Consider the following 20,085-nt stretch of genomic DNA (forward strand, 5'->3'; position numbering starts at 1 on the left):
GTCAGTCGCGCACCGTCGACAGCGGCTCGGTGATGCTCTCGAGGCTGCGGCGCTCGGCGTCGACGCCGAAGACGAGCGCGACGACTCCGCCCACGATCATCACGGCCGCGCCGACGTAGTAGCCGACGGTGAGGGGGCCGCGGTCGCTGCCGTCGCCGATCAGCACGCCGTAGAGGGTGGGCGCCACGGCACCGGCGATCTGGCCGAGGGTGAAGAAGTACGAGATCGCCTGGCTGCGCAGCTCGAGCGGGAAGATCTCGCTCACCGTGAGGTACGCGCTCGAGGCGCCCGCCGAGGCGAAGAAGAACGACACGCACCAGAGGACCGTCTGCGTCGTCGCCGTCAGCACGTCCATGCTGAACAGCAGTGCCGAGAGCGCGAGCACGGCGCCCGAGATCCCGTAGGTGAGGAAGATCATCTTCCGCCGGCCCCACACGTCGAAGAGGTGGCCGAGTACCAGCGGGCCGACCAGGTTGCCGATCGCGAACGGGAAGAAGAAGTACGAGACCGCGCTCTGCTCCACTCCGTAGAAGTTCTCGAGCACCAGCGCGTAGGTGAAGAAGATCGCGTTGTAGAGGAAGGACTGCGTGATCATCATGGTCGCGCCGACCAGCGTCCGCTTCGGGTACTGCCTGATCAGCACGCGCGCGATGGTGCGGAACGGGATGCTCTCGGTCGCCTTGACCGTGATGGCCTTCGAGTCGTCGACCGGCTCGATCGTGCCTCCCTCGGCCGTGACCCGGCGCTCGATCTCGTCGACCGTGCGCTCCGCCTCCTCCTCGCGGCCGTGCGTCATCAGCCAGCGCGGGCTCTCGGGGATGTGCCGGCGGAGGTAGATGATCGCGAGCCCGAGGATCGGACCGAGGAAGAAGCCGAGGCGCCAGCCGACGTTCTCGGCGAAGATCTGGTCGTTGAGGAAGAACAGGTTCGCCGCGGAGCCGAGCGCCGCGCCTCCCCAGTACGTGCCGTTGATCGCGATGTCGACCCGGCCGCGGTACTTCGACGGGATGAGCTCGTCGATGGCCGAGTTGATCGCCGCGTACTCGCCGCCGATGCCCATGCCCGCGAAGAAGCGGAACACGGCGAGGAACAGGTAGTTCGGCGCGAGACCCGCCAGCCCGCTGGCGACGAGGTAGATCACCAGGGTGAGGATGAAGAGCTTGCGCCGCCCGAGCCGGTCGCTGAGCCGCCCGAAGATCAGCGCCCCGACGATCTGGCCGACCAGGTAGACCGTCCCGAGCACACCCACCTGCGCGGCCGAGAGGTCGAACTCCTTCGCGAACCCGGCGCTCGCGACGATCTGGATCTCGAGGCCGTCGAGCACCCACGAGAAGCCGAGTCCGACCACGATCGACCAGTGGAACCGCGTCCACGGGAGCCTGTCGATGCGGGCCGGGACGAGGCTGCGCACCGGACCCTTCGCGTCACGAGACTCGGTCGTATCCGTCGACATGAGAACGCCCTCCTGTCGCCCCGGCTGCGGGTGCGGCGAGACGACGATAGACCCGTGCATCGCCGGGCTATGCACCCCTTGTCAGGCGGCGGGCTCCGGGTGTATCCCGTCGCGGACCCGGCGCCCGCCGTCAACCGCCCCCCGGCCTCCCCCCGCCCGCGGCTACGGTGGGCGGATGATCGACGCGACGCCTGCGGGCACCCCTTCCTACGTCCTCAGCGAGGGCCCCGTCTGGGACGCCGGCACCGGCCGCGTCACCTGGGTCGACATCGAGTCGGGCGCCGTGCTCTCGGCGCCCCTCACCGCGGAGGGGATCGGAGCGATCTCGCGCACCGACGTGGGCGAGCAGGTCGGCTGCGCCCTGCCGCTGGGCGACGGGCGCGTGCTCGTCGCGCTGACCCGGCGCCTCGCGATCCTCGAGGTCGACGGCTCGCTCACCCGCGGCTCCGAGCTGCTGCCCGAGGGGCACCGCTTCAACGACGGATCGATCGACCCGCAGGGCCGGCTCGTGGTCGGCTCGCTGACCCTCGGCGAGTCCGTGGGCGACGATGTGCTCCTCCGCCTCGAGCACGACGGCTCGGTGACGGTGCTCGACCACGACCTGAGGCTCTCCAACGGCCTCGGCTGGTCGCCCGACGGGTCGCTGATGTACTCGGTCGACACCGAGTCCGGAGTCGTCTACCGCCGGGCGTACCCCGACGGCGCCCGCGAGACGTTCCTCGAGCCGGAGGAGGGCGTGTTCATCGACGGGATGACGGTCGACGCGGAGGGCCGGCTGTGGTGCGCGATCTGGGGCGGCAGCGGCGTACGGGTCTACGACTCCGAGGGGAAGCTGCTCGAGGGCGAGGGGATCTCGGTCGACGCGCCGCACGTCTCGAGCATCGCGTTCGCGGGCGACGGGCTCGATGTGGCGGTCGTCTCCTCCGCCTCGCGCGACCTGTCGGCCGACGAGCGGGCGGCGCACGCCGCGGCGGGCGGACTGTGGCTGGCGCGGCCCGGCGCCCGCGGCCTGCCGGCGACGCGGTGGGTCGAGACGCGGCTGCCCTAGGAAGCGGCCCCGGGCTCCTCCGCAGCAGGGGCGGCAGACGCGGGCTGCGGCACGAGGGTGATGCGCGAGATCCGGTAGCGGTCGGTCTCGGCGATGCGGAGCAGGTGGTCGCCGACCACGAGCGAGTCGCCGACCACCGCGACGCGGCCGATGCGGTCGAGGATGTACCCGCCGACGGTCTCGTAGGGCCCCTCCGGCAGCTCGACGTGGAGCAGATCCTCGAGGTCCTCGAGGATCATGCCGCCGTCGATCTCGAGGAGGTTCTCGGCGGCCTTCGCGTCGCCCTCCTGGCGGGCGCCGTCGTACTCGTCGTAGATCTCGCCGACGAGCTCCTCGAGCAGGTCCTCGAGCGTGATGATGCCGTCGGTCCCGCCGTACTCGTCGATGACGACGGCGATCTGGTGGCCGTCCTGGCGCATGGTGCGCAGCGCCGAGAGCACCTTCGTGGTGCCGGGCACGGCGAGCATCGGCCGGGTGATGTCGGCGACGGACCGGGGCGACTCCTCCGGGTACGCGGCCATCAGGTCGCGGACGTGCACGAAGCCGAGCACGTCGTCGAAGCTCTCGCCGACGACCGGGTAGCGCGAGTGCGGGGCCCCGAGGACGGCGCGGTACCCCTCCGCCACGGGCAGCTCGCCGCGGAGGAAGTCGACGTCGTGACGCGGGCGCATCACCTCGGCGACGCGGCGGTCGTCGGCGCGGAAGATGTCGGTGAGCAGGCGGCGGCTGTCCTCGTGGATCTCGGTGTTGCTCGAGATCATGTCGCGCACCTCGTCGGCCGAGACGCTCTCGCCCTTCTCGCGGGGGTCGGCCCCGAGGAGGCGCACCACGGCGTCGGTCGACACCGACAGCAGCCAGATGACCGGGCGCATGAGGCGCGCGAGCCCGTTGAGCGGCGGGGCGAGGATCTTGGTGAACGCCACCGACTTCTGCATCGCGAGGCGCTTGGGCACGAGCTCGCCGAGCACGAGCGACAGGTAGGCGATGACGAGCGTCATCGCGATGAGCGCGACGGTCGAGGCGGCGCCGGCCGAGAGGCCGAGCGACTGCAGCGGGGGCACGAGGTCGGGGGCGATCGTCGAGGCGCCGTACGCCGACGAGAAGAGGCCGGCGAGCGTCACGCCGATCTGCACCGCCGAGAGGAAGGTGTTGGGGTTGCGGACCAGCTCGGCGATGCGGCGCCCGCGCTCGCTGCCGGCCTCGATCGCGCGGACCTGGCTCTCGCGGAGGCTGACGATGGCCATCTCGGTGCCGGCGAAGACGCCTCCGATGAGCACGAACAGCACGACGAGGCCGATGTTGAGGAGGGTGTCTAAGTCCACCGAGCCAGAGTAGGGATGCCCGCCGTGAGAACGCCTCGTGCTTTCTCAGGGAGTGCCGCGGGAGTCCCGCCCTCTCGAGGCGGGCGCGTCAGACCAGGCGGCGGGAGGAGTCGGTCACGAGGCGGAACCAGCGGGCGCCGTAGGCGTCGAGGGGGAGGGTCACGGCGCCGTCCGGGCCGACGGGCAGCGACTCGCCGGCGAGGGAGTCGACGAGGCGGGCGCCGTCGGGCGCATCGGGGAGCCGGAGCGTCACCGTGCTCGGAGCCGATCCGAGGTTGTGCACGGCGACAGTGGTCCCCGTCGAGGCCGACAGCCGGTGCGCGAAGACGGCCGGGTCGTCGGCCGGCAGGTGGGTGTACTCGCCCCAGCCGATCTCGGGTGAGCGACGGTACAGCCAGGCCAGACCCTTCACGTGCGCGAGCAGCGAGTCGGGGTCGCGGAGCTGGTCGGCCGCGTTCACGTGCTCGGGCGAGAAGCCGCCCTCGGTGACCGCCGCGACCAGGTCGGAGGCGTCGGCGCGCGAGAAGCCGCCGTTCGCGGCCGCGCTCCACTGCATCGGGGTGCGCACGCCGCCGCGCCCCGGGAGGGAGGCGTTCTCGCCCATCCCGATCTCCTCGCCGTAGTAGAGGACGGGCGCACCCGGCAGCGAGAACAGCAGGCTGTAGATCATCCGGATGCGGCGCGGATCGCCGTCGACCATCGGCGGGAGGCGGCGGACGATGCCGCGCCCGTGGATCCGCTGGGACTGCTCCGGTGCGAACGCCGCGAAGACCTCGTCGCGCTCGTCGTCGGACAGCTGGTCGAGGGTGAGCTCGTCGTGGTTGCGGACGAAGTTGGCCCACTGGCTGCCGGTCGACGTGGCGGGACGACTCGCGAGAGCCTCGGCGAGCGGCGCCGCCTCGCCGCGGGCGAGGGCCAGGTAGAGGCGCTGGTTGCCGATGAAGTCGAACTGCATCGACAGCTCGTCCGCGTCCTCACCGCCGAAGAAGGCGAGCTGCTCGTCGCGGCCGATGTTGACCTCGCCGAGCATCACCGCCTCGCCCGAGCGGCGCGAGACGAAGCGGCGGAGCAGGCGCAGCCACTCGTGCTCGTCGGGAGCGCCGGGAGTGATCAGGTAGGGCACCGCGTCGACGCGGAAGCCGTCGACGCCGAGCTGCAGCCAGAAGCCGACCAGCTTGGCGATCTCGTCGCGCACCGCCGGGTTGTCGGTGTTGAGGTCGGGCTGGTGGCGGTAGAAGTTGTGCAGGTAGTACTGGCCGGCCTCCTCGTCGAGGAACCAGACGCCGTCCTCCGCATCCGGGAACACGTTGGCCGGCTGGTCGGCCGGCGGCGCGTCGCGCCAGACGTAGTAGTCGCGGTAGGGGCTGTCGGGGGAGGAGCGGGCTGCCTGGAACCAGGGGTGCTGGTCGCTGGTGTGGTTGACGACGAGGTCGACGATGACGCGCATCCCGCGGTCGTGGGCGGTGCGGACGACCTCGACGACGTCGCCGTGGTGGCCGTAGCGCGCGTCGACTCCGAAGAAGTCGCTGATGTCGTAGCCGTTGTCGCGCCCCGGCGACGTGTAGAACGGCGCGAGCCAGAGGCAGCTGACGCCGAGCTCGGCGAGGTAGTCGATGCGGTGGGCGAGGCCCTCGAGGTCGCCGACGCCGTCGTCGTTCCAGTCCATGAAGGTCTCGACGTCGAGGTTGTAGAAGACGGCGGTGCGCCACCACAGGTCGCTGGTGTCGGTGACTCTCATGCGGCGGGCTCGGTCTGCGGGGCGGGGCGAGGGGTCTGCTGGGTCACGGGGCGGCTCCGGGGTCGGGGGTGGTCGTCCTCCGGCGAGCGTAGGTGGGCGCCGGATCCGCGTCTGCTCGTTGACTTCTCAGGCTGCGGGCGTCGCACCTCCGGGTGGGGCCGTCGAGAACGCAGGAGTTGTCGTAGTCGAGTGCCGAGTACGACAACTCCTGGAGTCTCGAGGGGCGGAGTGGGCGACCCTACGCTGAGGGGATGCATCCGCTCGACGCTCAGGACCCGCTCGCGCCGTACCCCGAGCTCTTCGTCCGCACCCCCGAGGTGCGCTCCTACCTCGACGGCAACTCGCTCGGGCGACCGCTGCGGGCGAGCGTCGAGGGTCTCGCGCGCTTCGCGGAGGAGGAGTGGGGCGGGCGCCTCATCCGCGGCTGGGCGGAGTCGTGGCTCGACCGCCCGCTCGAGGTCGGCGACGCCCTCGGCGCGGCGGCGCTCGGTGCGGCCGCGGGGCAGACGGTGGTCGCCGACTCGACGACGGTGCTGCTCTACAAGCTGGCGCGCGCGGCCGTCGCGCGGCAGGCGGCGGAGGGTCGCGACGAGATCGTCGTCGACACCGACAACTTCCCCACCGACCGCTACGTGCTCGAGGGCATCGCGGCCGAGACCGGGAGCACCCTCCGCTGGATCACCTCGGACCCGGAGCGCGGAGTCTCGACGGAGGATCTCGCCCCGGTGCTCGGCGACCGCACCGCGCTCGTGCTGCTGAGCCACGTCGCCTACCGCTCGGGGTTCCTCGCGGACGCCGCCGCGATCACCGCGCAGGCGCACGCGGCGGGCGCGCTCGTGCTGTGGGACGCCTCCCACTCGGTCGGCTCGGTGCCGATGCACCTCGACGCGTGGGAGGCGGACCTCGCGGTCGGCTGCTCGTACAAGTACCTCAACGGCGGCCCGGGGGCGCCCGCGTGGGCGTACGTCGCCTCGCGGCACCAGGACTCGCTCGCGCAGCCGATCCAGGGCTGGATGGGCGTCGCCGACATGTTCGAGATGGGGCCGGGCTACACGCCCGCTGCCGGGATGCGCCGGTTCCTCAGCGGGACGCCGCCGATCACGGCGATGGTCGCGATGCAGGACATGATCGCGCTGATCGGCTCGGTGGGCATGCCCGCGGTCCGCGCGAAGTCGGAGGCGATGACGGCGTACGCGCTCGAGCTGGCCGACGAGTGGCTGGTGCCGCTCGGGGTGCGGGTGGCGACTCCGCGGGCGCCCCGGGAGCGCGGCTCGCACGTGACGATCGCGCACGACTCGTTCGCGGCGCTCGTGCCGCGGCTGCAGGCGGAGGGGATCATCCCCGACTTCCGCCGGCCGGACGGCATCCGGATCGGGCTGTCGCCGCTGTCGACGACGTTCGCCGAGCTGGAGCTCGGGATGGCGGCGATCCGGAGCTCGCTGATCGAGTAGCCCGCGCAGCGGGCGTATCGAGATCCACATCCGTCAGAAGCGGAGGTCGGCCACGGGTCAGTCGGCGGCCTTGCGGGTGCGCTTCGTGTTCTCGCGCTGGAGGGCGTCGACGAGCTCGGGCTTGGTCATGCGCGAGCGGCCGCGGATGTCGAGGCGCTTCGCGAGGTCGAGGAGGTGCGCCTTGGTGGCGTTCGCGTCGACTCCGCCCGCGGTCTCACCGTCGCCGCCGGGTCCGCGCTGGGCGGCGCGGTCGTCGGACGGGCCCTTCTCGGCCTTGCGCTCCCAGTGGTCGCCGACCTTCTCGTACTCGTGCTTCAGCGCGGCGAACGCGGTGCGGTGGGCGCGCTCGCCGTCTCCGTAGCTCTCCACGGCGGAGTCGTGCGCGGCCGACCACAGGGCCTGCGCGTGCTGGTCGGAGCGCTCGATCGTGGACGGGATCTGCTCGTCACGGGGCATGGTGCGCCTCCCTCTCGTCCCCTCGACGCTACGACGCGCGCCCAGGCTCCGAACCCCCGTTGACACCCTTCGAGCGCGGGCGTCAGCCCAGGAGGCGCTCCTGCACGAAGTCGCTCGCGAACGTCCCGGCCGGGTCCCACTCCGAGCGCAGCGCGCGCCAGTCGGCGAGGTGCGGGTACAGCGGCGCGATCTCGGACGCGCCGGCGAGGAAGTGCTTCCCCCAGTGCGGGCGGGCGCCGAGCGGCAGCAGCGCGCCCTCGACGGCGGGCAGCACCGCGTCGACTCCCGCGCGGTCCTTCGCGAAGGTGAAGTGGATGCCGACGCTGTCGCGACCGGATGCGGGGGAGAGCCACTGGTCGTCGCCCGCCATGGTGCGCAGCTCGGTGATCAGCAGCACCTCGTCGATCCGCTCGCCGATCGCGCGGAGCGCCACGAGCGCCTCCCGGATGTTCTCGCGCGGCACCATGTACTCGCTCTGGATCTCGTCGCCGGCGCTCGGCCCGCGGTCGAGGCGGAAGTGCGGGAGGCGCTCCGACCACGGTCCGACGGAGCCGCCGAACGGGTTGAGGTTCGAGTCGACGCCCTCCGACACGGCGAAGAGGCTGGCCGAGGCGGCGATCGCGCCGAGGTGCGTCGCGTCGACGTCCGCCACGGAGCCGTTCTCGACCTTGGTCTTCAGCCAGAGCTGCTCGACGGTCGGGCTCGACCAGTGCGTCATGAGGCTGACGCTGTAGGCCGAGGAGGTGATCGCGTCGAAGTCGTCGAGCACGCGGTCCCAGGGGAGGTCGACGAAGGCGTCCTGGCGGACGTCGAAGGTCGGCTGGATGTCGAGGGTGACGCGGGTGACGATGCCGAAGGCGCCGAGTCCGACGACGACGCCCTCGAAGCCGGGCTCGCCGCGCCGGATCGTGCGCAGCGACCCGTCGGCGGTGACGAGCTCGAGCGCCGAGACGGCGGAGGAGAGGTTGGCGTTGCGGTCGCCGGAGCCGTGGGTGCCGGTCGAGATCGCGCCCGCGACCGAGATGTGGGGGAGGGACCCCATGTTGTGCAGGGCGTAGCCGTTGCTGTGCAGGTGCGAGGCCACGATGCCGTAGCGGGTGGCGCCTCCGACCGTGATCGTGTTCGCGTCGGCGTCGATCACCGGGTCGGAGGCGAGGCGGCCGAGATGCAGCAGGGCGCCCGGGGTGTCGGGGAGCGGGTTGAAGGAGTGGCGGGTGCCGAGCGCGCGGACGCGGTCGTTCTCGCGGACAAGGCGCTGCACCTCCTCGATCGACTCGGGCTCGATGATGTCGGCGGCGCGGTACTCGTAGGTGCCGGCCCAGTTGCTCCGTTGCGTCATGCCCTCATTGTGCCGCCTCCGCCGCCCTTTTGTTGCCCCTTGCAACGAATGCCGGGCTGTCCGGGGTGCCCTCGCGGCCCTCAGTACTCGATGCGGCCGTGGCGGGAGTGGAACTCGCCGGTCGGGCCGTCGGGGCCGACGAGCGCGAGCGCGACCGTCGCGTCGGTGCCCTCCGTCACGGTCTGGTGACCGCCGTGCCCGTTGAAGTCGGTCGCGGTGTAGCCCGGGTCGGTCACGTTGATGCGGAACTCAGGCAGGTTCTTGGCGTACTGCACCGTGAGGGCGATGACCGCGGCCTTCGACGCGGCGTACGGAACGGCCTGCACGGGGAATTCGTCGGCACTCGGGGTGGAGAGTGCCCGCGGCCAGCCGACACCGGAGGCGACGTTCACGATCACGGGCGCGGCCGAGCGCCGGAGCAGCGGCAGTGCGGCCTGGGTCACGCGGACGATCCCGGTGACATTGGTGTCGAGGACGCTCGCCATCGCCTCCGCCGACAGGTCGTCGACGCCGAACGAGGTGCCGAGGACGCCGGCGTTGTTGACGAGCACGTCGAGGGCGGGGAGGGAGGCGATCGCGGCGTCGACGCTCGCCGCATCGAGGACGTCGAGCTGCACGGCGTGCGCTCCGAGGGCGCGGACGGCGTCCCCGTCGGCGGTGTCGCGCATTCCGGCGTACACGGTGTGGCCGGCCTCGAGGAGGCGGCGGGCGGTCTCGAGTCCGAGGCTGCGGTTGGCTCCGGTGATCAGTGTCGTTGTCATGTCCCCATGCTGTGCCCGTGCCGCCCGCCGCCCCAGGTACCGCCTGACGCCAGGACCGCCGATACCAGGACTGCCGATACCAGGACCGCCGATACCAGGACCGCGCGGCCGCGAGGGAGGAGCATGGGGGCATGAGCGAGTTCGCGAGCGTGCTGAGGTCGTGGCGCGAGCGCGTGCGCCCGGCGGAGGTCGGACTGCCCGCGGGAGCCGGCCGGCGCACCTCCGGGCTCCGCCGCGAGGAGCTCGCCGCCCTCGCCGGCGTGAGCGTCGACTACATCGTGCGGCTCGAGCAGGGGCGGGCCGTGAACCCCTCGGGGCAGCTGCTGGGCGCCCTGGCCGTCGCCCTCCGGCTGACGGAGGACGAGCGCGACCACCTGTTCCGGGTCGCGGGAGTCGCGCCGCCGACCCGCGCGCAGGTGCCGCAGCACATCACGGCAGGGGTGCAGCGCATCGTCGACCGCCTGGGCGACGTGCCGCTCGCCGTGTTCACCGCGGCCCACGACATCCTGCTCTGGAACCCGCTCTGGGCCGCGATCAACGGCGACCCCTCGCGCTTCACCGGGCTCGACCGCAATCTCGTCTGGCGGCACTTCACGCAGGGGCACGGGGGCACCGACTTCGACGAGCGGCACGAGGAGGAGTTCGCGGCCGACCTCGTCGCCGACCTGCGCGCCGCCGTGGGCCGCTACCCCGACGACGCCGCGCTCGCCCACCTCGTCGTGCGGTTGCGGGCGGCCTCGGCCGACTTCGCCGCGCGCTGGTCGCAGGCGCACGTCGCCGAGCACCGCGCGAGTCGCAAGACGGTCACGAGCACGCCCGTCGGACCGATCACCGTCGACTGCGACGTGCTCTCGGTGACCGGCGGCGACCTGCGGATCGTGGTCTACACGGTCGTGCCGGGCTCGGACGACGAGGCGCGGCTCGACCTGCTGCGGGTGACGGGGCTGCAGGAGCTGTCTCCGACGATCTGACTCGCGGGATCCATGGCTCTTGCGGAGTCGCCCTCTCGGTCGTAATGTGCAATCACATGGTTGTATATGAACTCTCCGACGCCGACGTCAACCGGATGTTCCGGGCGCTGGCCGACGCGACCCGGCGCGACATCGTCCGGCGGACCCTCCGGGAAGAGGTGTCCGTCTCGCAGCTCGCCGACCGCTACGACATGTCGTTCGCGGCGGTGCAGAAGCACGTCGCCGTGCTCGAGGAGGCGATGCTCGTGACCAAGCGGCCGCTCGGCCGCGAGCGCCTGGTGCGCGGCAATCCCGAGCGCCTCCGCCAGGCCCAGCGCCTGCTCGACGGGTTCGAGGAGATCTGGCGCGGACGCGTGGATCGGCTCGACGCCCTGCTCGCCGCCGACACCGATCCGACCGCCCAGGACGACGAAGGCCGTCCGACCGACCGACTCCACTGAAAGGCCCGCCATGCCCATCACCTCCGTCGAGAAGGATCTCGACCGGCTGACGCTCACGATCGTCGCCGACTTCACCGCCTCCGTCCAGCGCGTCTGGGACGCCTACGTCGACCCGCGGCAGATCGAGCGCTTCTGGGGGCCGCCGACCTACCCGGCCACCTTCCTCCGCCACGACGCCGAGGTCGGCGGCAGCAGTGTCTACCGGATGACCGGGCCCGACGGCGACGAGCACTACGGCCGCTGGGACTGGACGGCCGTGGACCGACCGCACTCGTTCGAGGTGATCGACCGGTTCGCCGACGAGACGGGCGCAGCCGACTCCGGACTCCCCGCCATGCGGGCCGTCTTCGCCTTCGACGAGACCGAGAGCGGCACCCGGCTGACCACCACGTCGTTCTTCGACTCGCTCGACCAGCTCGAGCAGCTCGTCGCGATGGGCATGGAGGAGGGCACTCGCGAGGCGATGGCCCAGATCGACGCGGTCCTCGCCGACCTCGCCTCCTTCGCCGCCGACCGCGCCGTCGAGTCGCAGATCCTGAGCGACACGCAGGTGCGGGTGTCGCGGGTGGTCCGCGGCGGCATCGAGCAGGTCTGGCGGGCGCACAACGACCCCGACCTGATGAGGCGGTGGATGCTCGGTCCCGACGGCTGGTCGATGCCCGTCTGCGAGATCGCGACCGAGGTCGGCGAGAGCTACCGCTACGAGTGGCAGCGCGACGGCGGCGACGAGCGGTTCGGCTTCACGGGCGAGCTCCTCGAGTCGGAGGCGCCTGTCAGGGCGGTCACCACCGAGGCGATGATCGGGATGGACGCCCCGGCGACCCTCAACGAGCTGACCCTCACTCCGACGCGCGGCGGCACGCTGCTGACCGTGGTCATCACCTACGCCGACGCCGCCCAGCGCGATGCGATCCTCGCGACCGGCATGACCGGCGGCATGGAGACGAGCTACGCCCGGCTCGAGGGGCTGCTGGACGCGACCCCCGTCGCGGCCGGCTGAGCCGCCTCCGCCGAGGTCCCTCGCGGGCACGGATCCGCCTTCCGCGGATCGTGCAGCGGGTGCGGGCTCCGAGAGCAGGAGTCTCCACGGACGGTGGAGGGGAAACGCGGGATGTCAGGCTGGAAACCTGACCGCAACACGGTTTGTCCGGGCATCGGGGAGGACGCGGCGCTCCGCCGCACACATCCTCCGTGCGACGAGGCGCCGGAGCGCCGCGGTCTGGTCGACTGGTGGAGCCTCCCCCGGCCCGCCCCGCTCCTCCTCCCTCCACCGCATCGGAGTCCGCATGCCCACGACCACCCCCGCCCGCCGCCGCGCGCTGCTCGGCGCCCTCGCCGTCGCCCTCGCGACCACCACCGCGCTCACCGCCTGCTCGAGCGGGACCGACGCGGCCGCCTCCGGCGACGGCGACACCTCGTTCGGCGAGGCCACGATGCAGCTCTCCTGGGTCCCCCACGTCGAGTTCGCGGGCGAGTACCTCGCCGACGCCAACGGCTACTTCACCGACGCGGGCTTCGACTCCGTCACCCTCACGCCGGGCGGCACCGGCGCGACCGGCGCCGAGACCGCCATCGCGAGCGGATCGGCCTTCGCCGGCGTCTCCTCGCCCCTGATCACCGGCCCCGCGATCTCGGAGGGCGCCGAGATGAAGATCGTCGGCGCGACCTACCAGAAGAACCCGTTCGCGATCGTCTCGCTGACCGATGCTCCGATCGAGACCCCGCAGGACATGGTCGGCAAGACCATCGGAGTGAGCGACAGCAACGACCTCGTCTGGCGCGCGTTCCTCGCCGCGAACGACATCGACGAGTCCGAGGTCGACCGAGTGCCGCTCACCGACTCGACGCTGCTCACCACCGGCCAGGTCGACGGCTACATCGGCTACGCGACCGCCGGCGCCAACACGCTCAACCAGCGCGGCTTCTCGGCCCAGCAGTTCCTGCTCGCCGACACCGGCCTGCCGATGGTCGGCGAGACCATCGTCGTGGCGCAGGAGAGCATCGACGACGAGCGCGAGAAGGTCAAGGCGCTGCTCTACGCGGTCGCCCGCGGCTGGAAGGACGCCGTCGCCGACCCCGAGGCGACCGCCGAGACCGTCGTCGCCGACTACGCGGCCGACCAGAACTACAAGGTCGAGGAGCAGGCGCAGGTCATGACGACCCAGACCGGGCTCATCGCGACCGCCGACACCGACGAGAACGGCCTGCTGACGATCACTCCCGAGCTGCAGGAGCAGTCGGTCGAGTCGCTCGCGCTGACCGGGATCGAGCTCGACGCCGACCAGCTCTTCGACACCACGCTGATCGACGAGGTCTACGAGGAGCACCCCGAGCTGCTCGAGGACTAGCCCTCGCAGCACCCGATCACGAACCGCGCGGAGAGGACGAGACGTTGACCACCATCGAGACCGAGGGCATCCGCCTGCAGGGGCTCAGCAAGCGCTTCGACCTGGGATCCCGGTCGGTGCAGGCGCTCGCCGAGGTCGACCTCGTCACTCCGCGCGGCTCGTTCCTCTCGCTGCTGGGCCCGTCGGGCTGCGGCAAGTCGACGATCCTGCGGATGCTCGCGGGGCTCGAGAAGCCGACCACCGGCTCCGTCTCGATCCACGGGACACCCGTGGTCGGCACGAAGCGCTCGGCCGAGCTGGGCATCGCGTTCCAGGACTCGGCCCTGCTGCCGTGGCGCTCGGTGCGCTCGAACGTGCGACTGCCGCTCGAGCTCACCCGCCAGGCGTCCAAGCGCGAGAGCATCCCGGATCTGCTCGACCTGGTCGGGCTGAGCGGCTTCGAGGACGCGTACCCGTCGCAGCTCTCGGGAGGCATGCGCCAGCGCGCCTCCATCGCCCGCGCTCTCGTGGTCGAGCCCGACCTGCTGCTGCTCGACGAGCCGTTCGGCGCGCTCGATGACATGACGCGGCAGCGGCTGAACCTCGAGCTGCAGCGGATCTGGACGGCGCGGCCCGCGACCACGCTGATGGTGACGCACGGGATCGCCGAGGCGATCCTCCTCTCGGACACGGTCGCCGTGATGTCGCCCCGCCCCGGGCGCATCGTCGAGGTGATCGACATCGACCTGCCGCGCCCGCGCACCGTCGAGATGCTGCGCAGCCCCGAGTTCCACGCGATCGAGGACCGCATCACCGACCTGCTGTTCTCGCGGCAACACGGGGTCGCGATGGAGGACGACGCGTGAGTGCCCTGCGCACCCACTGGCGCGTGATCGCCGGGCTCGCGGTGTTCGTCGCGATCTGGTGGATCCTCGCCGACACCGTCTACCGCGAGAGCCGCGCCGTGCCCAGCCCGGGGGCGATCGTCGCGGCGTTCGTGCGCGACGGGCCCGTCTTCTACCTCCGCAACGTCGGCGACACCGTGCTCGCCGCGGGCCAGGGCTACCTCTGGGGCAACCTGGCGGCGCTCGCGCTGGCCACCGTCGCCCTGCTGCTGCCGTGGACCCACCGCGTGATCGAGCAGATCGGCGTGATCAGCCACTGCCTGCCGCTGACCGCCGTCGGACCGGTGATCCTCGTGATCTTCGGCGGCCGGACGACCTCGATCTTCCTCGCGGCCCTCCTCGTCTTCTTCACCACCCTCATCGGCGCGCTGCTCGGCGTGCGCTCGGCGCCCCGCACGGCGCTCGACCTGGTCGCGGCCTACCGCGGCGGGCGCTGGGCGCAGATCGTCAAGGTGCAGGCCATCGCGGCCGTGCCGGCGACGATCACGGCGCTGCAGGTCGGCGTCCCCGCGGCGATCCTCGGCGCGGTGCTCGGCGAGTACCTCGGAGGCGTGACCACCGGTCTCGGAGTCGCGCTCGCGGTCGCGCAGCGCCAGATGGACGTCGAGCGCGCCTGGGCCTTCGCGGTGACCAGCGGAGTCGTCACGATCCTCGGCTACGCGCTGATCGCGGCACTCGGCCGCTGGGTCATGCCGCGCGTGACGGGCACTCCTCGCGCCACCCGCCGCTCGATCCTGCGCAGAACCGGAGGCGTCGTATGAGCACCCCGACCCGCCCGGCACCCCGTGCCGCGCGCCGCCCCCGCGACCTCACCGGCCGCCTCGCCCTGCGCATCGTCCGGGCCGAGCTCGTGCCGCTGGCCGTCGCCGTCGTGCTCTCGCTCGCGTTCTGGTACGCCTTCCTCGCGATCGCCGACGTGTCTCCGCTGCTCGGCAAGACCCCGACCGATGTCGCCGTCTACCTCTTCACCGAGGCCGACGCCGCCGAGAACCGCGCGATCGTGTTCGGCAACCTCGGCGTCACCGCCCTCGACGCGCTCGTCGGCTACGCGGCCGGCATGCTCGTCGCGCTCGCGATCGCGGTGCTGTTCGTGCTGATCCGCTCGCTCGAGGCCACGATGATGCCGATCGCGATGCTGCTGAAGTCGATGCCGCTCATCGTCGTCACTCCGCTGATCACCCTCGCCATCGGCAACGGGATCGCGGCGGTCGCCGTGGTGGGAGCCGTCGCGGTGTTCTTCCCCGCGCTGGTCACCGTGGTGTTCGGTCTGCGCTCGCTCTCGCGCGAGTCGTTCGAGCTGGTCACGGTCTACGGCGGATCGCCGCTGGACGTGCTGCTCAAGGTGGCGCTGCCGACCGCGGTGCCCGCGATCTTCGCCGCGGCCAAGGTGGCGGTCCCCTCCGCCCTGAGCGGCGCGATGCTGGCCGAGTGGCTGGCGACGGGCAAGGGACTCGGCGGCGCGGTGCAGCGCGCGTCGGCCGGGTTCCGCTATGACGAGCTGTGGGCCTCGCTCGCGGTGATCACGGCGCTGGGAGTCGTGGCCTACGCGGTCGTGGCGATCGGCGAGAGACTGGCGGCCGTCCGCTTCGGCGGACAGAACTGAGGATGAGCATGAGCGACAGCATCACCGGCACCGTGTGGGACGGCACCCGCGCCCTCGGCACCGCGACCCTGGCCTGGAGCGGCGACCGGATCGACTCCGTCACGTCGTCGTCGGGGGACTCGGACCTCTCGATCATCCCCGGGCTCGTGGACACGCACGTGCACCTCGGCGCCTACTCGGGCGAGGGCTCGGCCGACTTCACCTCGTGGGGGCTGATCACTCCGCGCGAGGAGCGCGTGTTCCACATCGCGAACAACGCCCGCAAGGCCGCCCGCGCGGGAGTCACGACGCTCCGCGACCTCGGGGCCGATGAGCTGCAGATGACCGTGGCGCGGATGTTCGAGCAGGGCATCGCCGATGGACCGCGGCTCGTGAACCACGGCGCGGTCGGGATGACCGCGGGCCACGGCGACCTCTTCGTGCCGCCGCACTACCCGCACCGCGACCGCGTGGCCGACAGCCCCGACGAGTGCCGTCGCCTGGTGCGCACCTGGGCCCGCGCGGGCGCGGACGGCATCAAGATCTACACGAGCGGAGGCGTCCTCTCGATGGGCGACCGGGTCGGCTGGCGCAACCAGACCGACGCCGAGATCGCGGCGACGATCGACGAGGCGCACGCGCTCGGCATGCCCGTCGCCGCGCACACCCACTCCGCCGACGGGCTCGACCGGGCGCTCGCGCTCGGCGTCGACTCGATCGAGCACGGCACGGCCATCGGCCCACAGCACTGGGCGACGCTCGTCGAGCGGAACCTCCCCGTGGCGCCGACCCTGTTCATCAACGACGTGATCGCCGCCGGCCGCGCGCCGTCGTCTCCGGAGGCGTCGCTCAAGGCGCAGGACGTGGTCGCCACCCGCGACGCCGGCTTCCTCGCCGCCGGTGAGGCCGGGGTGCGCTTCGTGCTCGGCACCGACGCGAACGGCGTCTACGTCGACTGGGGCGAGCAGCTCGACGAGGTGCGGCGGATGCGCGACGCGTTCGGCTGGACCTCGGAGCGCACGCTCGTGTCGGCGACCTCGGACGCGGCGGCGGTCGTCGGCCTCGGCTCGCGCGTCGGCCGCCTCGTCGAGGGCTTCGGCGCCGACTTCGTCGTGCTGCGCGGGCGGCCGTGGGAGAGCATCGACGACCTGCGCGCCGAGAACATCGTCGCCGTGGTGTCGCGCGGGCGCGTGGTGTCGGGCGAGCTGCCCCGATGACCTCGACCTCGATGCGCCGCTTCGTCACGGCGGAGGCGCTCGGCGCTCCCCGGGGCGCCTACAGTCACGCCGTCGAGGCCCACGGCGTCGTCTACGGCTCGGCGATCGGACCGTTCTCGCCGCTGGACGGCTCGGTGCCCGAGGGCATCGCGGCCCAGACCGCCTCGGCCCTCGACAACATCGAGCGGCTGCTCGCCTCCGAGTTCCTGCTGCGGCTCGGCGACGTGGTGCGGGTGACGCTGATCCTCAGCGACTTCGAGCGCGACTTCGCCGCCGCCTCCGCGGTGTACGCCGAGTACTTCCCCGTCGACCCGCCCGCCCGCACCGTGATCGGCGCGGTGCTGCCGGGCCCCCTCGTCGCGATGGACTTCATCGCGACCGGCCGCTGACCCTCCTCTCGAAAGGCGCCCCCGTGTCCTCCTTCCTCGTCGGACTGCCCAAGGTCGAACTGCACGTGCACCTCGAGGGGACCCTCGAGCCCGAGCTGCGCGCCGAGCTGGCCGAGCGCAACGGCCTCCCGGTGCCGGAGGCGCTCGCCTACGACTTCGACTCGCTCGCCTCGTTCCTCGCCGTGTACTACCCGGCGATGGACGTGCTGCGCGAGGAGGCCGACTTCTACGACCTCGCGTCCGCGTACTTCCGGCGCGCGGCGGCCGACGGGGTCGTGCGGGCGGAGGCGTTCTTCGACCCGCAGGCGCACACCTCGCGCGGAGTGCCGTTCGAGTCGGTGATCAGCGGGTACCACCGCGCGGCGGTCGACGCGGCGGCGCTCGGTGTCGATGCCGCGCTGATCCTCTGCTTCCTCCGCGACATGTCGGCCGAGAGCGCCCGCGAGACGCTCGAGGCCGCGCTGCCCTACGCCGACCGCCTGATCGGCGTGGGCCTCGACTCCGACGAGCGGGGCAACCCGCCCGCGAAGTTCGCGCAGGTCTTCGCGCGGGCACGGGAGGCGGGGCTGCGGCTGACGATGCACTGCGACGTCGACCAGCCCAACGGCGTGGAGCACATCCGCCAGGTGCTGGAGGAGATCGGCGTGGACCGCATCGACCACGGCACGAACATCGTCGAGGCGCCCGAGCTGATCGACGTGCTGGTCGACCGCGGGCTCGCGCTGACCTGCTGCCCGCTCTCGAACTCGTTCGTCTCGAGCGACATGAAGGCGGGCGAGATGCGCGCACTGCTCGAGCGCGGGGTGCGGGTGACGGTCAACTCCGACGACCCGGCCTACTTCGGCGGCTACATCGCCGACAACTACGCGGCACTGCAGGCGGCGGGCTTCACTCGCGAGGAGCTGGTGCAGCTGGCGCGCAACTCCGTGCTCGGCTCATGGGCCGACGCCGCTGCCCAGGAGGCGCTGCTCGCCCGGATCGACGAGTACGCGGCGTCCGCGGCCTGAGCGGGTCCTCCCTCGCTGCGGCCTGACTCGTTCCGCCCTCCTCGCTGATCGAGTAGCCCGCGGAGCGGGCGTATCGAGATCCCCCGCGCCGGAACGCGAGGTCGCCGGCTCGCCCTGCTGGGCACCGCCGCACTCCGCTCGACGTGCTTTCGGGACGCCGCTCTCGAAGGAGCGCGGCGAGGATCCTCCGGTCGCGCAGAGTGCTCCGTCGTCGTCGGCGGACCTCAGAAGGGCGGCGGGCCGTCGTCGAAGCGCGGTCGCGGAGGCGGGTCGGGGGGTCGCCCGGGAAGAGCCGGTGCTCGGGTGCTGACCCGGCGCCCGGTGGGGGTGGTCCAGTCGGCACTGCCATCGGGGTGGAGGACGTAGCTCCACCGATCGCCGTGGCGGACGTGATGATGGCCGGTGCAGAGCGAAGCGAGGTTCTGGAGGGACGTCTCGCCTCCGTTCCGCCACTCGATCGTGTGATCGGCCTCGCTGGTGGAGGCGGGGCGGGTGCAGCCGGGGAACCGGCACGTCTGATCCCGCAGCTGCAGGTGGAGTCGCATCTGCGCCTGGGGGACGCGATGGGTGCGACCGACGGACACGACCGCGCCGGTGTCCGGGTCGGTGAGGATGCGCGTGAACGACGCCCCGACTCCGACCAGCTCACGGGCCACGTCGGCGGGGATGAGGCCGTAGCCGTCGAGGTCGGCGGGGGCGTCGTCTGCTCCGGAGGCGGTGCTCGCGGCGAGCGTCAGCCGCACCTCGGCGCGTACTCCGGGGACGAACGCGGGCGCCGTCGCATCCGGATCGCTCACGGGTGTCGTCCCCGCGATGTCGCCGTCGGTGAGCAGTTCGGCGAAGGCGTCGGCGCGCAATTGCGCGAGCGTGCGCTCATCTGCGGTGCCGTCTGCGGTGCCGTCTGCGGTGCCGTCGCCGGGAGCAGCGTCCCGGAGACTCCTGGCGATGCGGTCGATGCGGTGGTACGCCCCCCTCGCGATCGGCGCCGGGAGCAGCGCACCGAGTGTCGCCATGCCGTCGATCTCGGGACTGATCCATACGCTCCGGTCGGCGCGAGCGCGCACGTGACGCACAGCGAGCGGCTCGTCGTGCAGTTCGTCGCGCATCCGTGCGACAGCCCTCCGCAACTGGGTCGGAGTCGCGGTGAGCGCGACCTCTGCCGCCCGCTCGTCGAACGCCGCCCGTGACCCGGCGGGAAGGGTGGCCGCGGCATCGCAGATCACCTCGCTCGCCTCCCAGAGGATCGCGCCGTCCGCGAGCGCGCCGCGGGTCCGCGGCAGCTCCTCGACCAGCAGCTGGGCATGCTCGAGGGTGCGGGCCATCCTCCGTTCAGAGGTCCGCATCGCGACCGCGAACTCGGCCCGGATCGACCTCTCGAACAGAGCCTGGGACTCGCTGCGGGAGAGGTCGCCACCCCGAGCGAACGCCTCCGGAACGAGTCGCGCCGCCCGGTACGCCGCGTACAGCGCCGTGGCCCGGGCGAGCGTCGCCAGCGAGGAGGTGACGCCCGCGCCCGCGGCGATGTCGGTGAGCACCCTGACCGTGTCAGGCGTCACCACCGCTGCCGTCTCGCCTCTTTCGTCCATGCGCGTAGTGCATCAGCGACCCCCGACATCGAACAGGTCCGAGGCCCCGAACGCGACATCTCGTCGCCGGACCGCGCCGGCGGAGGAGGCGCG

The 20,085-nt window shown here is 72.1% G+C and carries 19 protein-coding genes; 12 read left to right on the forward strand and 7 right to left on the reverse strand.

What is annotated here, in order from left to right; all coding sequences use genetic code 11:
* Position 1 precedes the first annotated feature (1 nt).
* Positions 2-1,453: an MFS transporter gene (locus GSU68_RS01680; RefSeq protein WP_159905398.1), complete on the reverse strand. Its 1,452-nt coding sequence runs from the start codon at positions 1,451-1,453 to the stop codon at positions 2-4.
* Positions 1,454-1,628: 175 nt separating this feature from the next.
* Here GSU68_RS01680 and GSU68_RS01685 point away from each other — a divergent pair, with 175 nt between their 5' ends.
* Positions 1,629-2,501, forward strand: coding sequence for an SMP-30/gluconolactonase/LRE family protein (locus GSU68_RS01685; RefSeq protein ID WP_159905399.1), 873 nt, complete (start codon positions 1,629-1,631; stop codon positions 2,499-2,501).
* Here the strand turns inward: GSU68_RS01685 and GSU68_RS01690 are convergent.
* Both GSU68_RS01690 and GSU68_RS01695 read right to left on the reverse strand, forming a co-directional pair.
* The gene (locus tag GSU68_RS01690; protein ID WP_159905400.1) at positions 2,498-3,823 is read right to left on the reverse strand and encodes a hemolysin family protein; all 1,326 of its coding nucleotides are present in this window, start codon (positions 3,821-3,823) and stop codon (positions 2,498-2,500) included. The two genes, GSU68_RS01685 and GSU68_RS01690, sit on opposite strands and share 4 nt — an antisense overlap.
* An 88-nt stretch (positions 3,824-3,911) precedes the next feature.
* On the reverse strand, positions 3,912-5,561 hold the full coding sequence (locus tag GSU68_RS01695; protein ID WP_159905401.1) for an alpha-amylase family protein: 1,650 nt from the start codon (positions 5,559-5,561) through the stop codon (positions 3,912-3,914).
* Between the two features lie 251 nt (positions 5,562-5,812).
* Between GSU68_RS01695 and GSU68_RS01700 the strand changes: the two genes are divergently transcribed.
* On the forward strand, positions 5,813-7,012 hold the full coding sequence (locus tag GSU68_RS01700; protein ID WP_159905402.1) for an aminotransferase class V-fold PLP-dependent enzyme: 1,200 nt from the start codon (positions 5,813-5,815) through the stop codon (positions 7,010-7,012).
* 57 nt (positions 7,013-7,069) lie between these two features.
* On the opposite strand, the gene GSU68_RS01705 is transcribed toward GSU68_RS01700, so the two are convergent.
* From GSU68_RS01705 to GSU68_RS01715, 3 genes are all read right to left on the reverse strand, one after another.
* Complete coding sequence (locus tag GSU68_RS01705; protein ID WP_159905403.1) at positions 7,070-7,468, reverse strand: ChaB family protein; 399 nt, start codon at positions 7,466-7,468, stop codon at positions 7,070-7,072.
* 82 nt (positions 7,469-7,550) lie between these two features.
* Positions 7,551-8,807, reverse strand: coding sequence for a D-arabinono-1,4-lactone oxidase (locus GSU68_RS01710; protein ID WP_159905404.1), 1,257 nt, complete (start codon positions 8,805-8,807; stop codon positions 7,551-7,553).
* Between the two features lie 80 nt (positions 8,808-8,887).
* Positions 8,888-9,568, reverse strand: a complete 681-nt coding sequence (locus GSU68_RS01715; RefSeq protein ID WP_159905405.1) for an SDR family NAD(P)-dependent oxidoreductase — start codon at positions 9,566-9,568, stop codon at positions 8,888-8,890.
* 131 nt (positions 9,569-9,699) lie between these two features.
* Here GSU68_RS01715 and GSU68_RS01720 point away from each other — a divergent pair, with 131 nt between their 5' ends.
* The 10 genes from GSU68_RS01720 (at position 9,700) to add (ending at position 18,406) form a co-directional block, all read left to right on the forward strand.
* Entirely contained in the window at positions 9,700-10,539 is an 840-nt protein-coding gene (locus GSU68_RS01720; protein ID WP_159905406.1) for a helix-turn-helix transcriptional regulator, read from the forward strand.
* 56 nt (positions 10,540-10,595) lie between these two features.
* Positions 10,596-10,979 carry a metalloregulator ArsR/SmtB family transcription factor gene (locus GSU68_RS01725; RefSeq protein WP_159905407.1) on the forward strand — a complete coding sequence of 128 codons (384 nt, stop codon included), beginning with the start codon at positions 10,596-10,598 and terminating at the stop codon, positions 10,977-10,979.
* Between the two features lie 10 nt (positions 10,980-10,989).
* The gene (locus GSU68_RS01730; protein ID WP_159905408.1) at positions 10,990-11,979 is read left to right on the forward strand and encodes an SRPBCC family protein; all 990 of its coding nucleotides are present in this window, start codon (positions 10,990-10,992) and stop codon (positions 11,977-11,979) included.
* A gap of 286 nt (positions 11,980-12,265) precedes the next feature.
* Positions 12,266-13,327 (forward strand): ABC transporter substrate-binding protein, encoded by a 1,062-nt coding sequence (locus GSU68_RS01735; protein WP_159905409.1) that lies wholly within the window; start codon positions 12,266-12,268, stop codon positions 13,325-13,327.
* A 44-nt stretch (positions 13,328-13,371) separates the two neighbouring features.
* Positions 13,372-14,172, forward strand: a complete 801-nt coding sequence (locus GSU68_RS01740; RefSeq protein WP_159905410.1) for an ABC transporter ATP-binding protein — start codon at positions 13,372-13,374, stop codon at positions 14,170-14,172.
* A complete protein-coding gene (locus GSU68_RS01745) occupies positions 14,169-14,972 on the forward strand; it encodes an ABC transporter permease subunit (RefSeq protein WP_208544627.1) in 804 nt (267 codons plus the stop codon). The genes GSU68_RS01740 and GSU68_RS01745 overlap by 4 nt, the downstream gene beginning before the upstream one ends.
* Positions 14,969-15,814 (forward strand): ABC transporter permease subunit, encoded by an 846-nt coding sequence (locus GSU68_RS01750; protein WP_159905411.1) that lies wholly within the window; start codon positions 14,969-14,971, stop codon positions 15,812-15,814. Before GSU68_RS01745 ends, GSU68_RS01750 begins: the two co-directional genes overlap by 4 nt.
* An 8-nt stretch (positions 15,815-15,822) precedes the next feature.
* Positions 15,823-17,010: an amidohydrolase family protein gene (locus GSU68_RS01755; protein ID WP_159905412.1), complete on the forward strand. Its 1,188-nt coding sequence runs from the start codon at positions 15,823-15,825 to the stop codon at positions 17,008-17,010.
* Positions 17,007-17,399 (forward strand): RidA family protein, encoded by a 393-nt coding sequence (locus tag GSU68_RS01760; RefSeq protein WP_159905413.1) that lies wholly within the window; start codon positions 17,007-17,009, stop codon positions 17,397-17,399. The genes GSU68_RS01755 and GSU68_RS01760 overlap by 4 nt, the downstream gene beginning before the upstream one ends.
* A gap of 23 nt (positions 17,400-17,422) precedes the next feature.
* Complete coding sequence (gene add / locus GSU68_RS01765) at positions 17,423-18,406, forward strand: adenosine deaminase (RefSeq protein ID WP_159905414.1); 984 nt, start codon at positions 17,423-17,425, stop codon at positions 18,404-18,406.
* 224 nt (positions 18,407-18,630) lie between these two features.
* On the opposite strand, the gene GSU68_RS01770 is transcribed toward add, so the two are convergent.
* On the reverse strand, positions 18,631-19,965 hold the full coding sequence (locus GSU68_RS01770; RefSeq protein ID WP_159905415.1) for an HNH endonuclease signature motif containing protein: 1,335 nt from the start codon (positions 19,963-19,965) through the stop codon (positions 18,631-18,633).
* Between the last annotated feature and the right edge of the window lie 120 nt (positions 19,966-20,085).

Source organism: Rathayibacter sp. VKM Ac-2759 (genome assembly GCF_009834225.1).
In the GTDB taxonomy this organism is placed as follows: Bacteria; Actinomycetota; Actinomycetes; order Actinomycetales; family Microbacteriaceae; genus Rathayibacter.

Coding starts and splice junctions, on each gene's coding strand:
- GSU68_RS01680 (WP_159905398.1), bottom strand. CDS start 1,453: ATGTCGACGGATACGACCGAGTCTCGTGACGCGAAGGGTCCGGTGCGC.
- GSU68_RS01685 (WP_159905399.1), top strand. CDS start 1,629: ATGATCGACGCGACGCCTGCGGGCACCCCTTCCTACGTCCTCAGCGAG.
- GSU68_RS01695 (WP_159905401.1), bottom strand. CDS start 5,561: ATGAGAGTCACCGACACCAGCGACCTGTGGTGGCGCACCGCCGTCTTC.
- GSU68_RS01700 (WP_159905402.1), top strand. CDS start 5,813: ATGCATCCGCTCGACGCTCAGGACCCGCTCGCGCCGTACCCCGAGCTC.
- GSU68_RS01705 (WP_159905403.1), bottom strand. CDS start 7,468: ATGCCCCGTGACGAGCAGATCCCGTCCACGATCGAGCGCTCCGACCAG.
- GSU68_RS01710 (WP_159905404.1), bottom strand. CDS start 8,807: ATGACGCAACGGAGCAACTGGGCCGGCACCTACGAGTACCGCGCCGCC.
- GSU68_RS01715 (WP_159905405.1), bottom strand. CDS start 9,568: ATGACAACGACACTGATCACCGGAGCCAACCGCAGCCTCGGACTCGAG.
- GSU68_RS01720 (WP_159905406.1), top strand. CDS start 9,700: ATGAGCGAGTTCGCGAGCGTGCTGAGGTCGTGGCGCGAGCGCGTGCGC.
- GSU68_RS01725 (WP_159905407.1), top strand. CDS start 10,596: ATGGTTGTATATGAACTCTCCGACGCCGACGTCAACCGGATGTTCCGG.
- GSU68_RS01730 (WP_159905408.1), top strand. CDS start 10,990: ATGCCCATCACCTCCGTCGAGAAGGATCTCGACCGGCTGACGCTCACG.
- GSU68_RS01735 (WP_159905409.1), top strand. CDS start 12,266: ATGCCCACGACCACCCCCGCCCGCCGCCGCGCGCTGCTCGGCGCCCTC.
- GSU68_RS01750 (WP_159905411.1), top strand. CDS start 14,969: ATGAGCACCCCGACCCGCCCGGCACCCCGTGCCGCGCGCCGCCCCCGC.
- GSU68_RS01755 (WP_159905412.1), top strand. CDS start 15,823: ATGAGCGACAGCATCACCGGCACCGTGTGGGACGGCACCCGCGCCCTC.
- GSU68_RS01760 (WP_159905413.1), top strand. CDS start 17,007: ATGACCTCGACCTCGATGCGCCGCTTCGTCACGGCGGAGGCGCTCGGC.